Source organism: Mesorhizobium sp. G2-6-1 (genome assembly GCF_055809095.1).
On record NZ_CM147896.1, the window covers coordinates 1,367,040 to 1,386,921 of the forward strand.

A 19,882-nucleotide genomic window follows, 5' to 3' on the forward strand; every position below is an offset into this window, starting at 1 on the left:
GCACGTGGGTCAGGTGCGCTGATTCCACATCTGGCCGTAATCGGTCATATGCTTCCTCAGCAACTCGCCGTGCTTGTCATACCAGGCGGGGATCGACCGGAATTCCTTGATGACGGCCTTGCCATTCTCGATTGCAACGACAGGCCAGTTACCAACCAATGCGTTGGAAATGCCGAACAGCTCCTCACCCCACCATTCGGCCTCGCCGAAGGCATGCTTGCCCTTGCCGCCGTCCTTCATCGCGGCGAGAACTGCTTCAGGTTCCGCCGAGCCCGCCTTTTCGGCCCCTGCCTTCCATAAATCCATGATTGAGGCATATTCCCAGCTGACCGCTCCCCATTCGCCAGGATGACGCTTGTTGTACTCCGCGTAAAAGCCGTTCGGATCTTCAAAGTTGACGTTGTCGGCGTTCATGGCCGGATCGTCGAAATCCGGGAACTGGAAGATGAACCCCTCCACAAATTCTTTGGATGTCCTGGCGATTATCTGATCATAGAAATCCGCAGTGCATGAGATGATCTGCCCTTTAAAGGCCTGCTGGAACAGTTGCTCCGCAATGGGGTGGACATAGTCCGAATAGCATGTGTCGAGGCAGACGATCTGCGGGTTCTTGGCCAGAAGACGCGTGACAACCGGCGCAAAATCGGTAGTGGCCGGGTCGAAAAGCAGCGGCTCATCCAGCATTTCGATGCCTGCCGCTTCGAATGCGGCAAGGTAGGTCGCGATAGATGGCAGGCCGAGTGCATCGTCTTGCGCGCACATCACGGCGGTCTTCAAGTCTGGGCGATTTTCGGCCAGCCATTCGACACCAGTGACATTATAGATCGGATGAACTTCGGCGGGCGCAATCAAGGTCGTGGTGTCGGGCGAGAGATCGGACGGCAGAAGCGTTGAAAACAGCATTCCGGTCTTTTCGGCCACGGGCTGTACGCCGGGCCATGTATCGCCGCCCAACATCATGATGAAGCTGACCTTATCCTCACGGATCAGTTTGGTGGCACCAGTGCGTGCCTTGCCCGGGTCGTATTCATTGTCATAGGAAACGAACTCTATGTTGAAGCTTTCGTCTCCAAGCTTGACACCTCCTGCGGCATTCGTCCGCTCGGCCCAGATTTGACAGCCTTCGAGACCAGGCTTGCCCCAGGCCGCGACAGATCCGGTCAATGGCGCGAGGAACCCGATTTTGATCGTGCCGCCGGCTGCGGTCGCGACACGCGGAAAGCCCGCGGCAAGTGTCCCGAGCGCGGTGGCCTTGAGAAAGAAACGGCGGCTGAAGCCGGAACGGTGAAAATTCGTGATCATCTGCTTCTCCCATTATGGAACCCGCTCACGGAAGTGTCGCGGCGGGCCTGTCCTCTCGGATGCGATTTTCAATCCAATTTCCGGTTTCTACTGGACCAGTTCATGTAAATTGGATCGACTACGCAACCAAATGCTAGCATATGGTCTTTTTCCTAACAAGAAATTCTGTTCCATACGGGTAAAATTTTTTGGTACTCGGCAATCTCCCAAGCGGTGCATGTCATCAAGCTATTGAAGATAATTGAGAAATCCCGATATTCCTGAATTCGATTACTTCGACCCAATATCCAACCGGATCTATACCGAAACGAGCCAGTTGCGCGAACTGGTTCCCTGCCCTGTGCTATATTGTGGTGAATTCGCTTATCTGGTTAACTTTGCAGCACCAAATTGGGATTCCGTCCATGAACACGCATCTGACCGCCTCAAAGGCATTGGACAACTCTGACAGCACAATCGGTGCGACGGTGCAGTCCGTCATCGACGCGATCTTCTCGCGCATCGAATCGGAAGATTACGTGATCGACGAGAGATTGCCATCGGAACGCACGCTGGCCGCCGAACTGGGTGTCGCACGCAATACGGTGCGCGAGGCGCTCGACGTGCTCGAAAGTCGGCGGGTGATTCGCCGTCGCGCTGGCAGCGGCAGTTTCGTGACGTATCGATCCGAGCCGCAGAGCAACACGGCACCGTCGGCGCTCGCCTCGAATATCAGTCCGCTCAATCATCTCGTGGTGCGCGGCATTCTTGAACCCGAGATGGTCCGGCTGGCAATCATCAACATGACACCACGCCATATCGAAGCTCTTGGCGAGACATTGTCGCGGATGGAGGCGGTGCGTACCGATGTGACCGCCTTTGTCCGGCAGGAAGAAGAACTCTATCGCCAGATCGCCGAAGGCACCGGCAACCCGCTCTTGGCGGCGTGCTACGAACTGGCAATCGACGCCTGTCGCCAAAATTTCCGTGCCGCGCTGCTGCGCCGGTATCTGACGCCGAAACGCATCGGCGACTATCAGCAACGCTACAATACGCTGTTCAACGCGATCGCCTCGCGCGACATCGAGGCTGCGGTGGAGTTCATCAAGTTGCACCTGATCGAGGAACAAAAGCTGCTGTTGCAGGACGTGTGAGTCTATAGGCTACGCCGCGCCAGAGCCGTTTTGCCGCCGGCGCGGGTCTGGCGCTGATCCCACATCTGGCCAAGCTCGATCATCTGCCCCTTGAGCAGTGCACCGTTTTTCTCCAACCAATCCGGGATCGACCCGAATTCGAGGATTCGGGCCTTGCCGCCCCGGATTTCCACGACGGGCCAGTCGCCAACCAGCGCATTGTTGATACCGAAGATTTCCGCACCCCACCACTTTGCCGGGCCGAAGGCATGCATGACCTTGCCGGATTGCTTCATCGCGGCGAGGACCGAGATAGGCGTGACGCTGCCTGCCCGCTCGGCGGCCGAATGCCAAATATCGAGAATCGCGACATATTCCCACGACACCGCACTCCAGCTGCCCGGAAAGAGACGCTGGTATTCGTCATAGAAGTCCTTGGGGCGGTTGAAGAAGAAGGCCTTTTCGGCAAGTGCGGGGTCGTCGAAATCGGGGAACTGGAAGACGAAGCCGTCCATGAAGGTGCGCGACGTGCGCTTGACCAGGCGTGGATAGGAATCGAGCGTGCAGGACAGAAGCTGCCCCTTGAAGCCCGCCGCAAAAGCCGCCTCGGTCAAGGCATGAACCATAGGCGTGTAGCTGGTGCACCAGCACAGGATATCCGGGTTCTCAGCCATCATCGCGCCGACCATATCGACCGGATCAGAGGTCTGGGGATCGTAGCGGATCTCCTTGACCACGTCGATATCAGCAGCAGCGAATGCCGCCCGATAGGTGGCCAGCGAAGGCAGACCGAGCGCGTCGGTCTGGCTGCAAAGGGCAGCACGACGCAAGCCGGGCCTGTTTCGCGCCAGCCAGTCGACGCCGGTGACGTTATAGATCGGATGCAATTCGCTCGGCGCGATCAGATAGGGCGTATCGGGTGACAGATCACTTGGGAGAAGGGTCGCCGTCAAAACCTTGCGGTCGGTCAGATAATCCATCACCGGAGATAATGTGTCGCCACCCAGTGCAAGCAACAGCTTGACGTCATGCTCCTGCACCAGCTTGCGAACCCCCTCCATAGCCAGCTTTGCGTCATACTCGCAATCAAAGGGAATGAGTTTGATATTGTGTCGGCTCCCACCCAGATGCAGGCCGCCCTTCCGGTTGATGCTGTCCGCCCAGATTTGACAGCCGTTCAGTCCGGGAAGTCCCCATGATTGGACTGGACCGGTCAAGGGGGCCATGAAACCAATGTTGATTGTGTCGGCGAATCCGGCGGTTAACCGGGGAAGCGCCCCTTTTACGGCCAACCTATGCGCGAAACTTGCAGAAGTCATGTGCGCGAGATTACTTGGTTTTTTTCATTTGTGGAGCAAATTCGTAAAAAATATCACTGTCAGGCAGAAGATTTTATTGACAGATGGCCAACCAATTCGTCAAACTGGTCCAAACCAAAAGAACCAGATATGCGAATTGGTCTATATGAGGAGGAGCGGAAATGAAGAAACGCGTGGCGATCATTGGTGCCGGTCCGTCCGGCTTGGCGCAGTTGCGGGCTTTTCAGTCGGCTGCTCACAACGGCGAGGCCATACCGGACATAGTCTGCTTCGAAAAGCAGTCCAACTGGGGTGGGCTGTGGAATTACACCTGGCGTACTGGCCTTGATGAATACGGAGAGCCGGTGCACGGGTCGATGTATCGCTACCTCTGGTCGAACGGCCCCAAAGAAGGGCTGGAGTTCGCCGACTATTCCTTCGAGGAGCACTTTGGCCGCCAGATCGCATCCTACCCGCCGCGTGCAGTGCTTTTCGACTATATCGAGGGCCGGGTTAAAAAGGCAGGCGTGCGCGACAAAATCCGGTTCTCGACCGCAGTCCGCAATGTCAGCCACGACAAGGCCACAGGCAAGTTTACAGTCACCGCGCATGATCTTCCCAAGGACCGCCTCTATGATGAGGAATTCGATCACGTCATCGTGGCATCGGGCCATTTCTCGACGCCGAACGTGCCGCAGTTCACTGGATTTGAGACATTCAACGGCCGCGTTCTTCATGCGCACGATTTTCGCGATGCACGCGAATTCGCCGGCAAGGACCTCTTGGTGATCGGCACCAGCTATTCAGCCGAGGATATCGGCTCGCAATGCTGGAAATACGGCTGCAAATCCGTAACGGTCAGCTACCGCACGGCACCCATGGGCTTCAAATGGCCAGCCAACTGGAAAGAGGTGCCGTTACTCCAGAAGGTCGAGGGCAATATCGCGACCTTCAAGGACGGATCGACCACCAAGGTCGATGCGGTCATCCTTTGCACCGGATACAAGCACCATTTCTCGTTCCTGCCCGACGATCTACGTCTGCGCACTGCCAATCGGCTGGCGACGGCGGACCTTTATAAGGGTGTCGCCTATGTGCATAACCCTGATCTTTTCTATCTCGGGATGCAGGACCAGTGGTTCACCTTCAACATGTTCGACGCGCAGGCCTGGTGGGTGCGCGATGCGATCATGGGCAAGATCAAGATTCCGACCGACAAAGCGGCATTGATGAAGGATATCGAGACGCGCGTTGCTGAAGAGGACGCCGGTGAAGATGCGCACGACGCGATCCAGTATCAGGGTGATTACGTCAAGGAACTGATTGCGGAGACCGATTATCCAAGCTTCGATGTCGACGGCGCCTGCGACGCATTCTTCAAGTGGAAGGACCACAAGAAACAGGACATTATGGGTTTTCGCAACAACTGTTACCGCTCGGTCATCACCGGTACAATGGCACCACTGCATCATACGCCGTGGAAAGACGCGCTGGACGATTCTCTGGAGGCCTATCTTAAGATCGAGCCCGAAGCGGATATTGCCAAATCGGCGTGATCCAGGGGCTGCGGCCGCTACAATCAGCCGCGCTTGCTACCTTCGCCGGTCTGGCTCGCAACATCGTGCATAGCCCGCTCTCGTCGGAGGGGACCAGCAAATTGGAGGCACTGTCGTGAATGTTCAATCCGTCTTCGAGACGCCGTTCGAACGTGCCGGCGTTTTAGTTCCCGGCCTGCCGGTGCTGCCAGCCGGGGTTGAGCGCCACCCGGTGCCCGGCGGAGGCAGCCGTGCGGTCGCGATCCAGAAAGGCGACGAAATCACCATTCAGGATCGCGAGGGCCTGCAACCGGTCGAGATGGTGTTCTTTGCGCCGGACGGGCGTTCGGATGCCGCGATGATCGGGGCTCGAGGCGGGCGCGACCCGGCCGGACTGAAGGCGGCCTTGCTGCGCGATCCTTCGGGCAAGAACGTGGTTCGGGCGCTCGAAAAATCAGGCTTCGATCTTGGTAACGCCGACGGCACTTTGGTCTTTGAGGAAGGCTCGCGCGCTGGCGACATGGCGACCTTTACCGCCTCGCAGGATGGGCTTTTGATCGTCTGCGCCGCAGGCGGGCCGATGGAACCACACGAGCAATGGGCACCGACCGAGGTGGTGCTCTATGTGCGCCGCGCGGTGCTGCCAAATGCCAAGGGCGGGTTTTTGCCGCCCGACCCTTTGGCCGACCCGCTTCTCGACGCCAATATCCGTCCGGGCGAAGCCAAGCCTTATGAAGTCAAGGCGGGGCAATATATCCAGATCCTCGACGTGCAGGGGCGGGAATGTTCGGATTTTCAGGCTTTCTCGCGGCGCGCGCTCGACAATGGGCTGGAGCGCGAGATCGACCCGACGACGACGCGCTCATTGATGGGTTCACTCTATCCGATGCCGGGGCTGCATGCGAAATACTTCTCCGTCGACCATGAACCTCTGGTGGAGATCGTGCAGGACACGGTGGGGCGCCATGACACGTTCGGGCTGGCTTGCACCGCGCGCTATTACGAAGATCTCGGCTATCCCGGCCATGTCAACTGCTCGGACAATATCAACCGGGAACTGGCAGCGTTCGGCATGCGTCCGCGCGGTGGCTGGCCAGCGATCAATTTCTTCTTCAACACGCTTTTGGACGATACTCATGCGATCGGCATGGACGATCCATGGTCGCGACCGGGCGACTACGTCCTCTTGCGCGCACTGACCGATCTTGTGTGCGTCTCGACCGCCTGTCCGTGCGACGTCGATCCCGCGAATGGCTGGAACCCCACCGACATCCAGCTGCGTGTGTATGACAAGACCGAAGACTTCAAGCGCTCGATTGGATGGCGCAAAACACCGGGGGCTGACTTGGAAGAAACGAAGAAAACCGGGTTCCACGACTGCTTCGCACGCCACACGCGCAACTTTGTCGAATATGCCGGCTACTGGCTGCCGCAGAACATGACCAATCACGGGGCGGTCGCCGAATACTGGGCGGCACGGGAAAAGGCCGTGGTGATGGACCTCAGCCCGCTGCGCAAATACGAAGTGACCGGCCCAGATGCCGAGGCGCTGATGCAGCTTTGCGTGACCCGCGATATAAAGAAGCTGCCGGTTGGAGGCATCGTCTACACCGCGATGTGCTACGATCATGGCGGCATGATCGACGACGGCACGGTCTTCCGGCTGGGTGAGACAAATTTCCGCTGGATCGGCGGCAACGACCAGTCGGGCTTGTGGCTCAGGAAGCAGGCCGAGGAGCGGGGACTGAATGCCTGGGTCCGTGTCTCGACCGATCACCATTGCAACATCGCGGTCCAGGGGCCGCTGTCGCGCGAGATCCTGAAGCAAATGATCTGGACACCGCCGGCGCAGCCAACGGTTGAAGAACTGGGTTGGTTCCGGTTGACGATCGGGCGGCTTGGCGATTTTCACGGCCCCGCAGTCGTGGTCAGCCGCACCGGCTATTCGGGTGAGCTTGGCTACGAGGTCTTTTGCCATCCAAAGGATGCGGAGGCGGTTTTCGATGCGGTCTGGGCAGCAGGCGAACCAAAGGGGATGATCCCACTGGGGCTCGAGGCGTTGAACATGCTGAGGATCGAGTCCGGGCTGATCTTCGCCGGTTCCGAGTTCGACGACCAGACCGACCCGATGGAGGCCGGGATCGGTTTTGCCGTGCCACTGAAATCCAAGACCGACGATTTCATCGGCCGTGCTGCGCTGGAACAGCGCAAGGCACATCCACAGAAGAAACTGGTCGGGCTCGATCTCGAGGGCGGCGTGGTGCCAACGCCGGGCGATTGCGTTCATGTCGGCAAGCCGCAGATCGGTATCGTCACTTCGGCAGTAAAATCACCAATTCTCGGCAAGGTTATCGCGCTGGCGCGCCTTGATGTAACCCATGCGGAGATAGGCAAGAGTGTTGAGATCGGTCGCCTCGATGGTGATCAGAAACGCCTGAAGGCGACCGTCGTTGCCTTCCCGCATTTCGATCCGACCAAAGAACGCGTGAAGGGGAATTACTGACGCCAGAGTTCGTCAATTGTTAGAGTTGCCGGAACTTGATGGCGTATCGCCACAACCAGCCTCGTACACAAAATTCCAGACTGCCTAACGGGAAGAGGTGGTTCTTGTCGCTGATGGCAAAATCTGACATCCTCACTCTTACTGGCAATCCGTAACGTGAAACAACGTGACAGCACCCATGGCCACTACCGACGCCGCTATCCCAATGCTCACCGAATTGCTTGTTCCCAGACACCAGACTTTCCTCGGAATACAGGCGGCAGCAGCACCAACCGCTGGATCAGCCGCAATCTTTGGGGCTGTTCATGGCACGCCCTACACGCCTTTCGTCCCTGATGATGGTGCCGAGACAGGACCGGACGCTGTAAGGCGGGCGATCACGGCGGCATCGCTCGACATAGATCATTGGGATTTTGATTTTGACGGGCCGTTGTTGAACGAAGGGGCGTTGCAAGCCTTCGATCTTGGCGATGTTGCGACTTCGCATGACGATGCCGAAACGAACCGGCGCAACATCGAAACCGTAACGCGCGCCGTTCGTGCTACCGGTGCCGTTCCACTGCTGATAGGAGGCGATGATTCTGTTGCCATCCCCTTCATGCATGGTCTCGACGGCGGCGAACCGCTTCACATTTTGCAGATCGATGCACATATCGATTGGCGCCAGGACGTTGGTAGCGAGAGGTTCGGTTATTCCAGCACCATGCGACGCGCGTCGGAACTGGCATCCGTCGCTTCCATGACCCAGGTCGGCATTCGTGCGGTCGGCAGCGCGCGTCGCGCTGAAGTCGAGGCGGCGACGGCCTGGGGTTCGCATTTGGTTACCGTGAGCGAAGCCCGCCGCCTTGGCATGGCTGCGGTAGCCGATATGATTCCGCGAGGCGGAACACTGCTCATTCACATTGATTGCGATGCAATGGATCCTGGAACTTGCCCAAGCGTCAACGCCTTGTCTCCCGGCGGTTTCACTTTCGACGAAATGACCGGATTGATTCAAGCCGCGATAAGCGGCAGGAAGCTGGCCGGTTTCTCGATTGTGGAATTCCAGCCGAACGCCGATATCAACGACATGTCGGCGACAGTCGTTGGCAGGTTGGTCAGCCATGTGCTTGGCCATTTGGCGCGTGCAGGCTGAAGCCGTCACCCCAACCCGTCCGTGAGACCGGATTGACGTTGCCAGTAGGATTGATCGCTCATCTGTCTGAATCTTCCGGCGTCGACGACATCATTGGGTCCCTCAAAGCGCTTCGGAATAATACACAACCGACGCTACGACGCAGGAGGCCTTTTCATGACCACAGCTCAACGATAGAAGAGCTATTCCTTGAAGAGGACAGTCGAATATGACGGAAGCATTTATTTGCGAAGGCACGCGAACGGCAATCGGCCGATTTGGGGGTGCTTTGGCTCCCGTCAGACCGGATGACATGTTGGCGCATGTGATAAAAGCCGCCGTCGCGGCCGCTCTCCAACTGGATCTGGAGGCTATTGACGACATCATTGCCGGTTGCGCCAATCAGGCAGGAGAAGACAATCGTAATGTCGGGCGCTTTGGCGGCCTCCTTGCTGGCCTGCCTGACACTGTTCCAGCTACCACACTGAACAGATTATGCGGCTCAGGTCTCGATGCCATTGGCACGGCGGCTCGGGCGATCAAATCGGGCGAGGCTGATATCATCATTGCCTGTGGCGTGGAGAGCATGAGCCGCGCCCCATTCGTCTTGCCAAAGGCGGAAACGGGATTTTCGCGCAACGCTGAAATTTATGACACCACGATTGGCTGGCGATTTGTGAACAAGGCATTCAAATCGCAATATGGCACGGACTCAATGCCGGAAACCGCAGAAAACGTAGCCCACGACTTCGACATCAGCCGCGAAGATCAAGACGCGTTCGCTCTGCGTAGTCAGGAACGAGCTGACAAGGCCATCAAGAACGGTCGGCTGGCCAAAGAAATCTCCCCGATAATCATTCCTCAAAAACGTGGTGAAGATATCGTCTTCGATACGGACGAACATCCGCGCCTGTCATCTCTCGAGAAGCTCGCTGCCCTTCCCACGCCATTTCGGCAGAATGGTTCTGTAACGGCTGGCAATGCGTCCGGGGTCAATGATGGGGCCGGTGCCCTTATCATTGCTTCTGAAGCGGCCGTTGCCAAATACAGCCTGAAAGCCCGCGCGCGCATTGTCGGTATGGCAACCACTGGCGTCACTCCGAGAATAATGGGTATAGGACCAGCACCTGCTTCAAAGAAACTGTTGAGCCGATTGGGGTACTCGATCACGGATATCGATATCATCGAACTCAACGAAGCGTTTGCGGCGCAAGGGCTTGCTGTTCTGCGCATCCTCGGCGTGGCCGATGATGCACCCTATGTGAACCCCAACGGTGGCGCGATTGCGCTCGGCCACCCGCTTGGAATGTCCGAATTCGGCTTGCACTAACTGCAGCTCTGGAATTGCAAGAGACAAAGCTCCAACGCGCCCTATGCACGATGTGCATTGGGGTCGGGCAAGGTATCGCCCTTGTACTGGAGCGGGTTTAGAGACCGCCCCCGATTTATCCAGCAACAAACGATAGAATGGGTGAGTTGAAATCGCCAAAAAAATCACGACTGCTGGCGACACGCAAAAGCGCTGCACCTTTACCCATGCCGAGGTGCAAGCGTTCATTCTGGCAAACATGCCTGCCATAGCTGCGCCTTCTGTTCCCGAGATCTGTCTCCATCTGGCACATTCGACCAGCAACCTTTGGCGTCTCGATGGTCCTGATGCCAGCGAAACGCCTTACTGGGCCTATGTCTGGGCAGGTGGCGCGGCACTTGCCCGCCACTTTATCGACCAACCACAGGCGGTTCGGGGGCGTCGTGTACTCGATCTCGGTGCCGGGTCCGGTATTGTGGCCATAGCGGCTGCGATGGCGGGAGCCGCCTCAGTAACCGCTGCCGAGATTAATCATCATGCCCTGGTAGCACTGGAACTCAATGCGGCGCAGAATATCACGACTATCACAACCATAGGTGCCGACATTACCCTCGCCGATCCGCCACCGGTTGATATTGTGGCAGTCGGTGACCTCTTCTATGGGCAGGAACTTGCACGGCAGGTCACAGGGTTTCTCGATCGTTGCCTGGCTGCCAATTGCACCGTGTTGGTTGGAGACCCCGGCAGGGCTTACTTACCTACCGAGCGGCTTCGCCTGATCGCAAAGTATGCGGTTACGGATTTCGGTTGCGCTAAAGATGCCGCGATGCTGAAAAAAAGCGGTGTGTTTGCCTTTGAGGCGCATCGGTAGGAGACGCACGACAAGGTGGATCAATAAGATCTCGCGCCGATCATGGCCGCAAAGCTGGCACGGTCGGTGTGGCTTCACGTTCTGTCGTCACCCCATCTATTCGCGCAATTCGCGCCGCAGAATCTTTCCGACTGGTGTTTTGGGTAATTCAGCCCGAAACTCAATGTGCTTGGGGCGCTTATAGCCGGTCAGGTTTTCTCGGCAGTAAGCCATAAGCATTTCATCCGTGAGGTCAGGGTCTTTCTTCACCACGAAGAGTTTAGGAACCTCTCCCGAATGCGCGTCCGCAACACCGATCGCGGCGACTTCAAGAACGCCGGGATGGTGTGCCACCACTTCTTCCAATTCGTTCGGGTAGACGTTGAAACCGGAGACAAGGATCATATCCTTTTTGCGATCAACGATCTTGGTGAAGCCAGATTCATCCATGAACCCCATGTCGCCCGACTTGAAGAAGCCGTCACTGGTCATCACTTTGGCAGTCTCGCCTGGCCGGTTCCAGTAACCGTCCATAACCTGCGGGCCCTTGATACATATTTCACCGACTTCGCCGAGCGCCAGATTGATATCGTCATCGTCGCGGATGGCGATTTCAGTCGATGGCAATGGCAATCCAATCGTGCCGGTGAAGTCTGGCGAGCTGCATTTATTGGCGGTCGCAACAGGCGAGGTTTCGGACAGGCCGTACCCTTCGGTTATATGATTTCCGGTCAACCCCTTCCAACTGTCGGCCACACTCTTTTGCACGGCCATTCCTCCACCAAGGCTGAGGATCAACGGGCTGAAGTCGAGCTTGCGAAAATCTTCATTGTTCATGAGCGCATTGAACAGGGTATTGAGCCCCGGAAAGATGTTGATCTGGTATTTTCGCAGTTCTTTCACAAAGCCTGGAATGTCGCGCGGGTTGGGAATCAGGATGTTGTGGGCACCTTGCTGCATGCCCATCAACGCATTCACCGTCAGCGCGAAAATATGATAAAGTGGCAACGCGCATAAATATGTAAGGTGAGCAGGCTTCGGCTTGACGATATAGGCGTCCTCGATCCACAGCGCGAGTTGGGCAACATTGGCCAAAACATTGCGATGAAGAAGCGTTGCACCTTTGGAAACGCCCGTCGTGCCGCCGGTATATTGAAGGAATGCGACGTCTTCGGGCGTAACGTTGACCGGCTTGAAAGCAAGGCCGGCCCCGGCCTTCAACGCGGCATTGAACCCGATATGCCCGGGCAATGACCATGCCGGAACCATGTTTTTGACGCGCCGCACCACGAAGTTGACGATGGTGCCCTTGACGGTGCCGAGCATGTCACCCATCGACGCAACAATGACGTGTTTGACGGATGTCTGGCCAATCACGGCCTGCAAGGTGCCGGCGAAATTCTCGAGGATAATGATAGCTTCGGCCCCCGAGTCCTTCAATTGGTGTGCAAGTTCTCGCGGCGTATAGAGCGGGTTGACGTTGACCACGACAAACCCGGCGCGCAACACCGCCATCATCGCGATGGGGTACTGGAGGACGTTCGGCATCATGAGCGCAACGCGCGCGCCCTTCTGCAGTCCTTTCGATTGCAGGTAAGCCGCAAGTTCCGATGAAGCGCGCTCGACTTCGGCGAAGTTCAATGTCTTGTCCATGCAGGTAAAAGCAGGCTGGCCTGCGAACCGCTTGCACGCACCACTCAACAATTCTCCAATCGAACTGGACGGCAGAGCGCCGATTTCCGTCGGCATGTCTTTCGGATAGCTCGCTAACCACGGTTTGTTCCGTGCCGCTGATTCAGGAGCAGCACCGGGGCTGGAAGCAGGCTTCGATGCCCGAACCTTGCCTGTGCTCGCAGGCGTCTTTGCGGGGCTTGTCTTTGTAGAGCTTGTCTTGGTTGTGGCCTTCTTGTTTGAGCCGGCCGGTTTCTTGCCTGTTCCCTTGGGTGCAGGATTGGCAGCCGTTGCTCGCGCTTTCGAGGTGGCAACGGTTGAGCCGCCAGCTTTGGCCGACTTGCTCGGCGCGCTTTTTGAACCGGCTTTGCTTGTGACTGCCTCTGGTGCGTTGCTCGCTTTGGGCTTCGCCTTTTGCGGTGTCTTGATTGTCTTGGCCAATGCTGCCTCCCATGGCTGCGCGGTTTCAAACCCTCGACTATTTGCCTGCCAAATCCTCGTAACCGGGTTTGACCTGGCCGGAACCGCCTTTGGCACCGGTCGCGGAGTATCTGGATCTCCCAGCTATATGGTATCTATGGCGACAATTCTCGACCATGCAAGTCTTGCCCTTGCGGCATGGCCACGGGTTTTTTCGGATCGCCCACATTTGTTGCATGAAACGAGGCAGGCGCAATGCCAATCCGTGCGACTGTTCTTTCCAATATTCGGTCTCGACGATTTCGAGATTTTTTCTGCTTCCCTTAGGGTAGGCAAACGAGGAGTTCCAAAGCTGGAGAAACGGTGCTTATATGCGCGCTTCGCAAGCCTGACAGAAGGCTTGAAAAACATCAGGGAGTGATCAATGAAAAAGAAACTGACTTTTGCGGCTGCATTGCTTGCCGCGACCGTCCTGAGCGGCGCGGTTAGCGCCAAGACGCTGGTCTATTGCTCGGAAGGGTCGCCGGAAGGTTTTGATCCTGCTCTTTATACAGCGGGCACTACTTTCGACGCTGCATCGCGCACGGTCTACAATCGTCTGGTCGAATTCAAGCACGGCAGCACCGAAGTGGAGGCGGGTCTCGCCGAGAGCTGGAACGTATCGGACGACGGTCTGGAGTACACGTTCAAGCTTCGTCCCGGCGTCAAATTCCAGACGACCGATTTCTTCACTCCAACCCGCGACATGAACGCTGACGATGTCATTTTCTCGTTCGAGCGTCAGTTGAAAAGCGACAATCCGTGGAACCAGTACATCAATGGCGCAAGCTGGGAATATGCGGCCGGCATGGGCTTTCCTGATCTGATCAAGTCGATCGAGAAGGTCGATGATATGACCGTCAAGTTTGTACTCAACCGCCCCGAAGCGCCGTTCGTTGCCGATCTGGCGATGGATTTCGCATCGATCCTGTCGAAAGAATACGCCGACAAGCTCGACGCCGACGGCAAGAAGGACCAGATGAACCAGATGCCGCTTGGCACAGGTCCATTCCAGTTTGTTGCCTATCAGCAGGACGCTGTCATCCGCTACAAAGCCAATCCGGACTATTGGGCAGGCAAGGAAAAGATCGACGATCTGGTCTTTGCAATTACCACCGATGCAGCTGTGCGCCTTCAAAAGCTCAAGGCTGGTGAATGCCAAATCATGCCGTATCCGAATGCGGCTGATGTCGAAGGCATCAAGGCTGACCCGAATTTGAAGGTGGTCGAACAAGAAGGCCTGAACGTGGCCTATCTGGCTTACAACACCACGCAGGCTCCGTTTGACAAGCCGGAAGTCCGCAAGGCGCTCAACAAGGCGATCAACAAGCAGGCGATCATCGACTCGGTGTTCCAGGGTGCTGCCAAGATCGCCAAGAATCCGATCCCGCCGACAATGTGGTCCTATGACGACAGCATCAAGGATGACACCTACGATCCCGAAGCGGCGAAAAAGATGCTGGAAGACGCTGGCGTCAAAGACTTGTCGATGAAGGTCTGGGCGATGCCGGTTGCACGGCCTTATATGCTCAATGCGCGGCGTGCAGCAGAGCTTATCCAGTCCGATTTCGCCAAGGTTGGCGTCAAGGTTGAGATCGTTACCTATGAATGGGCCGAGTATCTGAAGCTTTCCAAGGCCAAGGATCGTGACGGCGCTGTCATGCTCGGCTGGACCGGCGACAATGGCGACCCGGACAATTTCCTTGATACACTCCTCGGCTGCGATGCTGTTGGCGGCAATAACCGCGCGCAGTGGTGTAACAAGGAGTTCGACGACCTCGTGACCAAGGCCAAGGAAACTTCCGACCAGGCCGAGCGCACCAAGCTCTACAAGGAAGCGCAGGTGGTGTTCAAGAAAGACGCGCCCTGGGCGACGCTTGACCATTCGCTGGTCTTCATGCCTATGTCGAACAAGGTGACTGGCTACGTGCAGGATCCGCTCGGTTATCATCGTTTCGATGGCGTTGATATTGCCGAATAAGCGCTCCTGACCCTGTTGCATGGGGGCGTTCGCAAAACGGGCGCCCCCATTGCATTCAAGGTAAGCTCTGCGCGTCGAAACACCGAGCGTAAAGGTTACATATGTTCCGGTATCTCCTGGGGCGGCTCGCCGTCCTGATCCCGACTTTCATCGGGGTCTCGATTATCGCATTCTCGTTCATCCGCCTGTTGCCGGGCGATCCGGTCATGCTCATGTCGGGCGAACGTGTCATGTCGGACGCGCGCCATGCCTTGATCTCTCATCAGCTTGGCCTCGACCGGCCGCTGGTCATTCAATATCTGGATTATCTCTGGGGTGTTGTGCACGGCGATTTCGGCAACTCGATCGTCACCAAACAACCGATCATCGAGCAGTTTCTGGCGCTCTTTCCAGCGACGCTGGAACTCTCTTTTGTGCAATTATTTTTGCTGTCGTCCTGGGTATTCCTGCCGGTATCTTCGCCGCCATCAAACGTGGTTCGTTTTACGATCAGACGATCATGGGAACAGCACTTGTCGGCTACTCCATGCCGATTTTTTGGTGGGGCCTGCTGCTCATCATCCTTTTCTCCGGCGTTTTACAATGGACCCCGGTGTCTGGTCGCATTTCACTCATGTATTTTTTCCCGGCCACTACCGGTTTCATGTTGATCGATTCGCTCCTCTCAGGTCAGGCGGGTGCATTCAAGTCGGCGGTAAGCCATCTCATCTTGCCGACCATCGTGCTTGGCACCATTCCGCTGGCCGTCATCGCCCGCCAGACACGTTCGGCAATGCTGGAAGTGCTCGGCGAGGACTATGTTCGCACCGCTCGCGCCAAGGGGCTTTCACCGTTTCGCGTTATCGGCGTGCATGCGTTGCGCAACGCCATGATCCCGGTGATCACGACCATCGGATTGCAGGTCGGGGTGCTGATGGCAGGGGCGATACTAACCGAGACGATTTTCTCGTGGCCGGGCATCGGCAAATGGATGGTCGATTCCGTATTCCGGCGTGACTATCCCGTCATCCAGAGCGGTCTCCTGATCATTGCCGGCATCATCATGCTGGTAAATCTTGCTGTCGATTTGCTCTACGGCCTGATCAATCCGCGCATCCGGCATTGAGGGGACGGCCATGACCGAAACGACGACCATTCCCGCAACACCGGAACCTGCCCGCGTCGGGCGGCTCACCGAATTCTGGTTTTATTTTTCCGAAAGCCGCGGTGCAGTTATTGGCTTGGCAGTATTCGTATTGCTGGTGTTCGTTGCAATCTTTGCGCCATTGATCGCACCTTATTCGCCTATCGCGCAAAACCGTGAGGCCATACTGATCCCGCCGTTCTGGGACATCGGCGGCAATTACAACTATTTGCTCGGAACCGATGCAGTTGGCCGCGATATGCTCTCGCGCCTGCTCTATGGCGCGCGCTATTCCCTGTTCATCGGCGTCATTGTCACAACCGTTGCCTTGCTATTTGGCATCACCATTGGCGTTATCGCGGGCTATTTCCGGGGTTGGATCGACACCACCATCATGCGGGTCATGGACATTATCCTGGCCTTCCCATCGCTGCTTCTGGCACTTGTTCTCGTCGCCGTTCTCGGGCCGGGGCTGTTAAACGCAATGATTGCGATTGCGCTCGTCTATCAACCGCATTTCGTTCGGTTGACCCGCGCAGCCGTGATGGCCGAGAAGGGCAAGGAATATGTCGTCGCTGCGCGCGTGGCCGGTGCGCGCCCATTGCGCCTGATGTTTATTACCATCCTGCCCAATTGCCTTGCGCCGCTGATCGTTCAGGCGACATTGTCATTCTCCAATGCGATCCTCGATGCAGCCGCCCTTGGCTTCCTCGGTATGGGCGCACAACCGCCAACTCCCGAATGGGGTACCATGCTGGCCGAATCGCGTGAATTCATCTTGCGCGCATGGTGGGTGGTGACCTTCCCCGGCATTGCCATTCTGGTCACCGTTTTGGCCATCAATCTGGTTGGCGACGGCATGCGCGATGCGCTCGACCCCAAGCTGAAGAGGTCGTAAGCATGTCTCTTCTCGAGATTGAAAACCTTGTCGTTGAATTCGCCACCGCCACCGGGCCGTTCCGTGCGGTTGATAGTGTTTCCCTTGCCGTGGACGAGCGCGAGGTGCTGGCAATCGTTGGTGAATCCGGCTCCGGCAAATCGGTGTCGATGCTTGCCGTCATGGGATTGTTGCCGTGGACGGCGAACGTGACCGCCGATCGGATGGCGTTCAATGGCCGCGACCTGCTTTCGCTGAATATCGCTGAGCGGCGCAAACTGGTCGGCAAGGATATGGCGATGATCTTCCAGGAACCGATGGCCAGCCTTAATCCATGCTTCACTGTCGGTTTCCAGATTGAGGAAGTCTTGCGTTTCCACATGAATATGGGGCGCGCGCAGCGCCGTGCACGGGCCATCGAATTGTTCGAACAGGTCGGCATTCCCGAACCTGCGGAACGCCTTGGACACTATCCTCACCAGATGTCCGGCGGGCAATGCCAACGCGTGATGATCGCCATTGCCATCGCCTGCAATCCCAAACTTCTGATCGCCGATGAACCGACGACAGCGCTTGATGTCACCATCCAGAAACAGATTCTCGATCTGCTGGTCGGGCTTCAGGCCCAGCATGGCATGGGGTTGATCATGATCACTCACAATATGGGTGTCGTCGCCGAAACCGCCGACCGGGTCATCGTGCAGTATCAGGGACGCAAGATGGAGGAAGCCGACGTGCTCTCGCTCTTTGAAAACCCGAAGAACAGCTACACCAAGGCTCTTCTTTCGGCGCTGCCCGACAATGCTACGGGAGACAGGCTGCCAACGATTTCCGACTACTTTACCGATGAAACGCTCGCTGGCGGTGCTGCGTCATGACGAGTGCTGTTGTTGAAGGAAAAAATCTGGTCCGCGACTACCGCGTACGCGCTGGCATGTTTTCCGCAGAAAGAACCGTCCATGCGGTCAAGGGCGTCAATTTTTCCGTTGAAACGGGCAAGACTTTGGCGATTGTCGGTGAAAGCGGTTGCGGCAAATCCACGCTCGCCCGCATCATCACGATGATCGATGCGCCAACATCTGGCGAACTCTTCATAGACGGAAAGCAGGTTGATATTGCCAAGGGTAACCTGTCGAAAGAGATGCGCCGCAAAGTGCAGATCATCTTTCAAAATCCTTACGGGTCGCTCAATCCGCGCCAGAAGATCGGTGACATATTGGGCGAACCCTTGCTCATCAATACTGGGAAGCCGGTCGAGGAGCGGCGCGAACTTGCCATGGCGATGCTGCTAAAGGTTGGACTTGGCCCTGAACACTATAACCGCTATCCGCACATGTTTTCCGGTGGGCAGCGTCAGCGTATCGCCATTGCTCGCGCGTTGATGCTTAACCCCAGACTGCTTGTGCTGGATGAACCGGTTTCCGCACTCGATCTTTCCGTACAGGCGCAAGTTCTCAACCTCCTGGCCGACTTGCAGGACGAATTCCAGTTGACTTACATTTTCATCAGCCATGACCTGTCGGTGGTGCGCTACATTGCCGACGATGTGATGGTGATGTATTTTGGCGAGGCTGTCGAATACGGGTCTCGCAACGCAGTATTTTCCGATCCGCAGCACAGTTATACCAAGACACTATTTGCCGCGACACCGCGTGCCGATGTGGCCAGCATCAAGGCGCGACTGGCACGCAAGAATGCGGCCTGAGATATTCATCTCAGGCCTGCGGGCGAAATTTTATGCCGAGACGAAGCCGCCGAGATGTCTGCGAAATTGGTCTTGGTTGTCGTAATGACAGCGTTCGACGGTGGACCGAATTGGCGAGATCAAAGCTTTTTGGCGTTTTGAAACAGCCACAAGGCTCGCGGTTCGAACATTGGCGACAAGATCCGGCTTGGAGGGAACATGGCGCAAAATCATGATGGGTGTTGCGTGCCACGCGGCTTTGCCGTATAGCACCGCGGTTCCAGAAAAACCGCCCGGCAGGGCATGCCGTGGCGGTTTGATTTGCTTTTCGGGCTTTGGTCGGCCCGAAGCACCAGACAAGCGCAATTGTGCGCACCAGTAAAGGATAAGCAAAATGCCCAAGATGAAGACCAAATCCGCTGCCAAGAAGCGGTTCAAGATCACTGCGACCGGCAAGGTCCTTTCGGCTGCGGCCGGCAAGCGCCACGGCATGATCAAGCGCTCCAACAAGTTCATTCGCGATGCTCGCGGCACGATGGTTCTGGCTGAACCGGACGCCAAGAAGATCATCAAGAATTTTCTGCCGAACGGCCTTTGAGCCTCGGTCTGGACAGCGTTTTAAGGAGATCATGACATGGCACGCGTAAAAAGAGGCGTCACCTCGCACGCCAAGCACAAAAAAGTCCTGAAAGCCGCCAAAGGCTTCTATGGCCGCCGCAAGAACACCATTCGTATTGCCAAGCAGGCGGTTGAAAAGTCGCTGCAATACGCCTACCGCGACCGCAAGAATCGCAAGCGCTCGTTCCGTGCGCTGTGGATTCAGCGTATCAACGCTGCGGCGCATGAGCACGGCCTGACCTATGGCCGCTTCATCGACGGCCTCAACAAGGCCGGCATTGAAATCGACCGCAAGGTTTTGTCGGACATGGCCATCCATGAGCCGCAGGCATTCGCAGCACTTGTCGCCAAGGCGAAGGTCGCGCTCGAATATCTGAAAGATACAACGCCGAACGCTTTTGAAAGCGCTGTAGCCTGAAGCTCCGCGCGTCCGGATGGGCGCGTGA

General features: G+C 56.9%; 14 protein-coding genes and 2 pseudogenes. 13 read left to right on the plus strand and 3 right to left on the minus strand.

The window, feature by feature from the left end; all coding sequences use genetic code 11:
• Nucleotides 1-9 precede the first annotated feature (9 nt).
• The gene (locus AC0L7S_RS06505) at nucleotides 10-1,302 is read right to left on the minus strand and encodes an ABC transporter substrate-binding protein (protein ID WP_473473604.1); all 1,293 of its coding nucleotides are present in this window, start codon (nucleotides 1,300-1,302) and stop codon (nucleotides 10-12) included.
• Between the two features lie 404 nt (nucleotides 1,303-1,706).
• Here AC0L7S_RS06505 and AC0L7S_RS06510 point away from each other — a divergent pair, with 404 nt between their 5' ends.
• Nucleotides 1,707-2,435: a FadR/GntR family transcriptional regulator gene (locus tag AC0L7S_RS06510; protein ID WP_473473605.1), complete on the plus strand. Its 729-nt coding sequence runs from the start codon at nucleotides 1,707-1,709 to the stop codon at nucleotides 2,433-2,435.
• A gap of 2 nt (nucleotides 2,436-2,437) precedes the next feature.
• On the opposite strand, the gene AC0L7S_RS06515 is transcribed toward AC0L7S_RS06510, so the two are convergent.
• Entirely contained in the window at nucleotides 2,438-3,733 is a 1,296-nt protein-coding gene (locus AC0L7S_RS06515; protein ID WP_473473606.1) for an ABC transporter substrate-binding protein, read from the minus strand.
• 161 nt (nucleotides 3,734-3,894) lie between these two features.
• On the opposite strand from AC0L7S_RS06515, the gene AC0L7S_RS06520 reads away from it, so the two are divergent.
• From AC0L7S_RS06520 to AC0L7S_RS06540, 5 genes and pseudogenes are all read left to right on the plus strand, one after another.
• Nucleotides 3,895-5,268, plus strand: a complete 1,374-nt coding sequence (locus AC0L7S_RS06520; protein ID WP_473473607.1) for a flavin-containing monooxygenase — start codon at nucleotides 3,895-3,897, stop codon at nucleotides 5,266-5,268.
• A gap of 115 nt (nucleotides 5,269-5,383) precedes the next feature.
• On the plus strand, nucleotides 5,384-7,750 hold the full coding sequence (locus AC0L7S_RS06525) for a DUF1989 domain-containing protein (RefSeq protein WP_473473608.1): 2,367 nt from the start codon (nucleotides 5,384-5,386) through the stop codon (nucleotides 7,748-7,750).
• 178 nt (nucleotides 7,751-7,928) lie between these two features.
• On the plus strand, nucleotides 7,929-8,885 hold the full coding sequence (locus tag AC0L7S_RS06530; RefSeq protein ID WP_473473609.1) for an arginase family protein: 957 nt from the start codon (nucleotides 7,929-7,931) through the stop codon (nucleotides 8,883-8,885).
• Between the two features lie 208 nt (nucleotides 8,886-9,093).
• Nucleotides 9,094-10,295, plus strand: a pseudogene (pcaF, locus tag AC0L7S_RS06535) (3-oxoadipyl-CoA thiolase).
• A 137-nt stretch (nucleotides 10,296-10,432) separates the two neighbouring features.
• A complete protein-coding gene (locus AC0L7S_RS06540) occupies nucleotides 10,433-11,044 on the plus strand; it encodes a class I SAM-dependent methyltransferase (RefSeq protein WP_473473610.1) in 612 nt (203 codons plus the stop codon).
• A 96-nt stretch (nucleotides 11,045-11,140) separates the two neighbouring features.
• Here the strand turns inward: AC0L7S_RS06540 and AC0L7S_RS06545 are convergent, their stop codons facing one another.
• Nucleotides 11,141-13,135 (minus strand): long-chain-fatty-acid--CoA ligase, encoded by a 1,995-nt coding sequence (locus tag AC0L7S_RS06545; protein WP_473473611.1) that lies wholly within the window; start codon nucleotides 13,133-13,135, stop codon nucleotides 11,141-11,143.
• Nucleotides 13,136-13,538: 403 nt separating this feature from the next.
• Between AC0L7S_RS06545 and AC0L7S_RS06550 the strand changes: the two genes are divergently transcribed.
• From AC0L7S_RS06550 to rplT, 7 genes and pseudogenes are all read left to right on the plus strand, one after another.
• Nucleotides 13,539-15,134, plus strand: a complete 1,596-nt coding sequence (locus AC0L7S_RS06550) for an ABC transporter substrate-binding protein (protein WP_473473612.1) — start codon at nucleotides 13,539-13,541, stop codon at nucleotides 15,132-15,134.
• A 101-nt stretch (nucleotides 15,135-15,235) separates the two neighbouring features.
• A pseudogene (locus AC0L7S_RS06555) lies at nucleotides 15,236-16,239 on the plus strand (ABC transporter permease subunit).
• Nucleotides 16,240-16,249: 10 nt separating this feature from the next.
• Nucleotides 16,250-17,155, plus strand: a complete 906-nt coding sequence (locus tag AC0L7S_RS06560; RefSeq protein WP_473473613.1) for an ABC transporter permease subunit — start codon at nucleotides 16,250-16,252, stop codon at nucleotides 17,153-17,155.
• A 2-nt stretch (nucleotides 17,156-17,157) separates the two neighbouring features.
• On the plus strand, nucleotides 17,158-18,012 hold the full coding sequence (locus tag AC0L7S_RS06565; RefSeq protein ID WP_473473614.1) for an ABC transporter ATP-binding protein: 855 nt from the start codon (nucleotides 17,158-17,160) through the stop codon (nucleotides 18,010-18,012).
• Nucleotides 18,009-18,839 (plus strand): dipeptide ABC transporter ATP-binding protein, encoded by an 831-nt coding sequence (locus AC0L7S_RS06570; RefSeq protein WP_473473615.1) that lies wholly within the window; start codon nucleotides 18,009-18,011, stop codon nucleotides 18,837-18,839. Before AC0L7S_RS06565 ends, AC0L7S_RS06570 begins: the two co-directional genes overlap by 4 nt.
• A 373-nt stretch (nucleotides 18,840-19,212) precedes the next feature.
• Nucleotides 19,213-19,416: a 50S ribosomal protein L35 gene (gene rpmI, locus AC0L7S_RS06575; protein WP_457940205.1), complete on the plus strand. Its 204-nt coding sequence runs from the start codon at nucleotides 19,213-19,215 to the stop codon at nucleotides 19,414-19,416.
• Between the two features lie 36 nt (nucleotides 19,417-19,452).
• Nucleotides 19,453-19,854 carry a 50S ribosomal protein L20 gene (gene rplT, locus AC0L7S_RS06580; protein WP_473473616.1) on the plus strand — a complete coding sequence of 134 codons (402 nt, stop codon included), beginning with the start codon at nucleotides 19,453-19,455 and terminating at the stop codon, nucleotides 19,852-19,854.
• The last annotated feature ends 28 nt before the right edge of the window (nucleotides 19,855-19,882 follow it).

Excerpts from the sequence above, each read along its gene's own strand:
- AC0L7S_RS06515 (WP_473473606.1), bottom strand. The coding sequence starts at position 3,733 with ATGACTTCTGCAAGTTTCGCGCATAGGTTGGCCGTAAAAGGGGCGCTT.
- AC0L7S_RS06570 (WP_473473615.1), top strand. The coding sequence starts at position 18,009 with ATGACGAGTGCTGTTGTTGAAGGAAAAAATCTGGTCCGCGACTACCGC.
- AC0L7S_RS06560 (WP_473473613.1), top strand. The coding sequence starts at position 16,250 with ATGACCGAAACGACGACCATTCCCGCAACACCGGAACCTGCCCGCGTC.
- rpmI (WP_457940205.1), top strand. The coding sequence starts at position 19,213 with ATGCCCAAGATGAAGACCAAATCCGCTGCCAAGAAGCGGTTCAAGATC.
- AC0L7S_RS06505 (WP_473473604.1), bottom strand. The coding sequence starts at position 1,302 with ATGATCACGAATTTTCACCGTTCCGGCTTCAGCCGCCGTTTCTTTCTC.
- AC0L7S_RS06520 (WP_473473607.1), top strand. The coding sequence starts at position 3,895 with ATGAAGAAACGCGTGGCGATCATTGGTGCCGGTCCGTCCGGCTTGGCG.
- AC0L7S_RS06530 (WP_473473609.1), top strand. The coding sequence starts at position 7,929 with ATGGCCACTACCGACGCCGCTATCCCAATGCTCACCGAATTGCTTGTT.
- AC0L7S_RS06540 (WP_473473610.1), top strand. The coding sequence starts at position 10,433 with ATGCCTGCCATAGCTGCGCCTTCTGTTCCCGAGATCTGTCTCCATCTG.
- AC0L7S_RS06565 (WP_473473614.1), top strand. The coding sequence starts at position 17,158 with ATGTCTCTTCTCGAGATTGAAAACCTTGTCGTTGAATTCGCCACCGCC.
- rplT (WP_473473616.1), top strand. The coding sequence starts at position 19,453 with ATGGCACGCGTAAAAAGAGGCGTCACCTCGCACGCCAAGCACAAAAAA.
- AC0L7S_RS06510 (WP_473473605.1), top strand. The coding sequence starts at position 1,707 with ATGAACACGCATCTGACCGCCTCAAAGGCATTGGACAACTCTGACAGC.
- AC0L7S_RS06550 (WP_473473612.1), top strand. The coding sequence starts at position 13,539 with ATGAAAAAGAAACTGACTTTTGCGGCTGCATTGCTTGCCGCGACCGTC.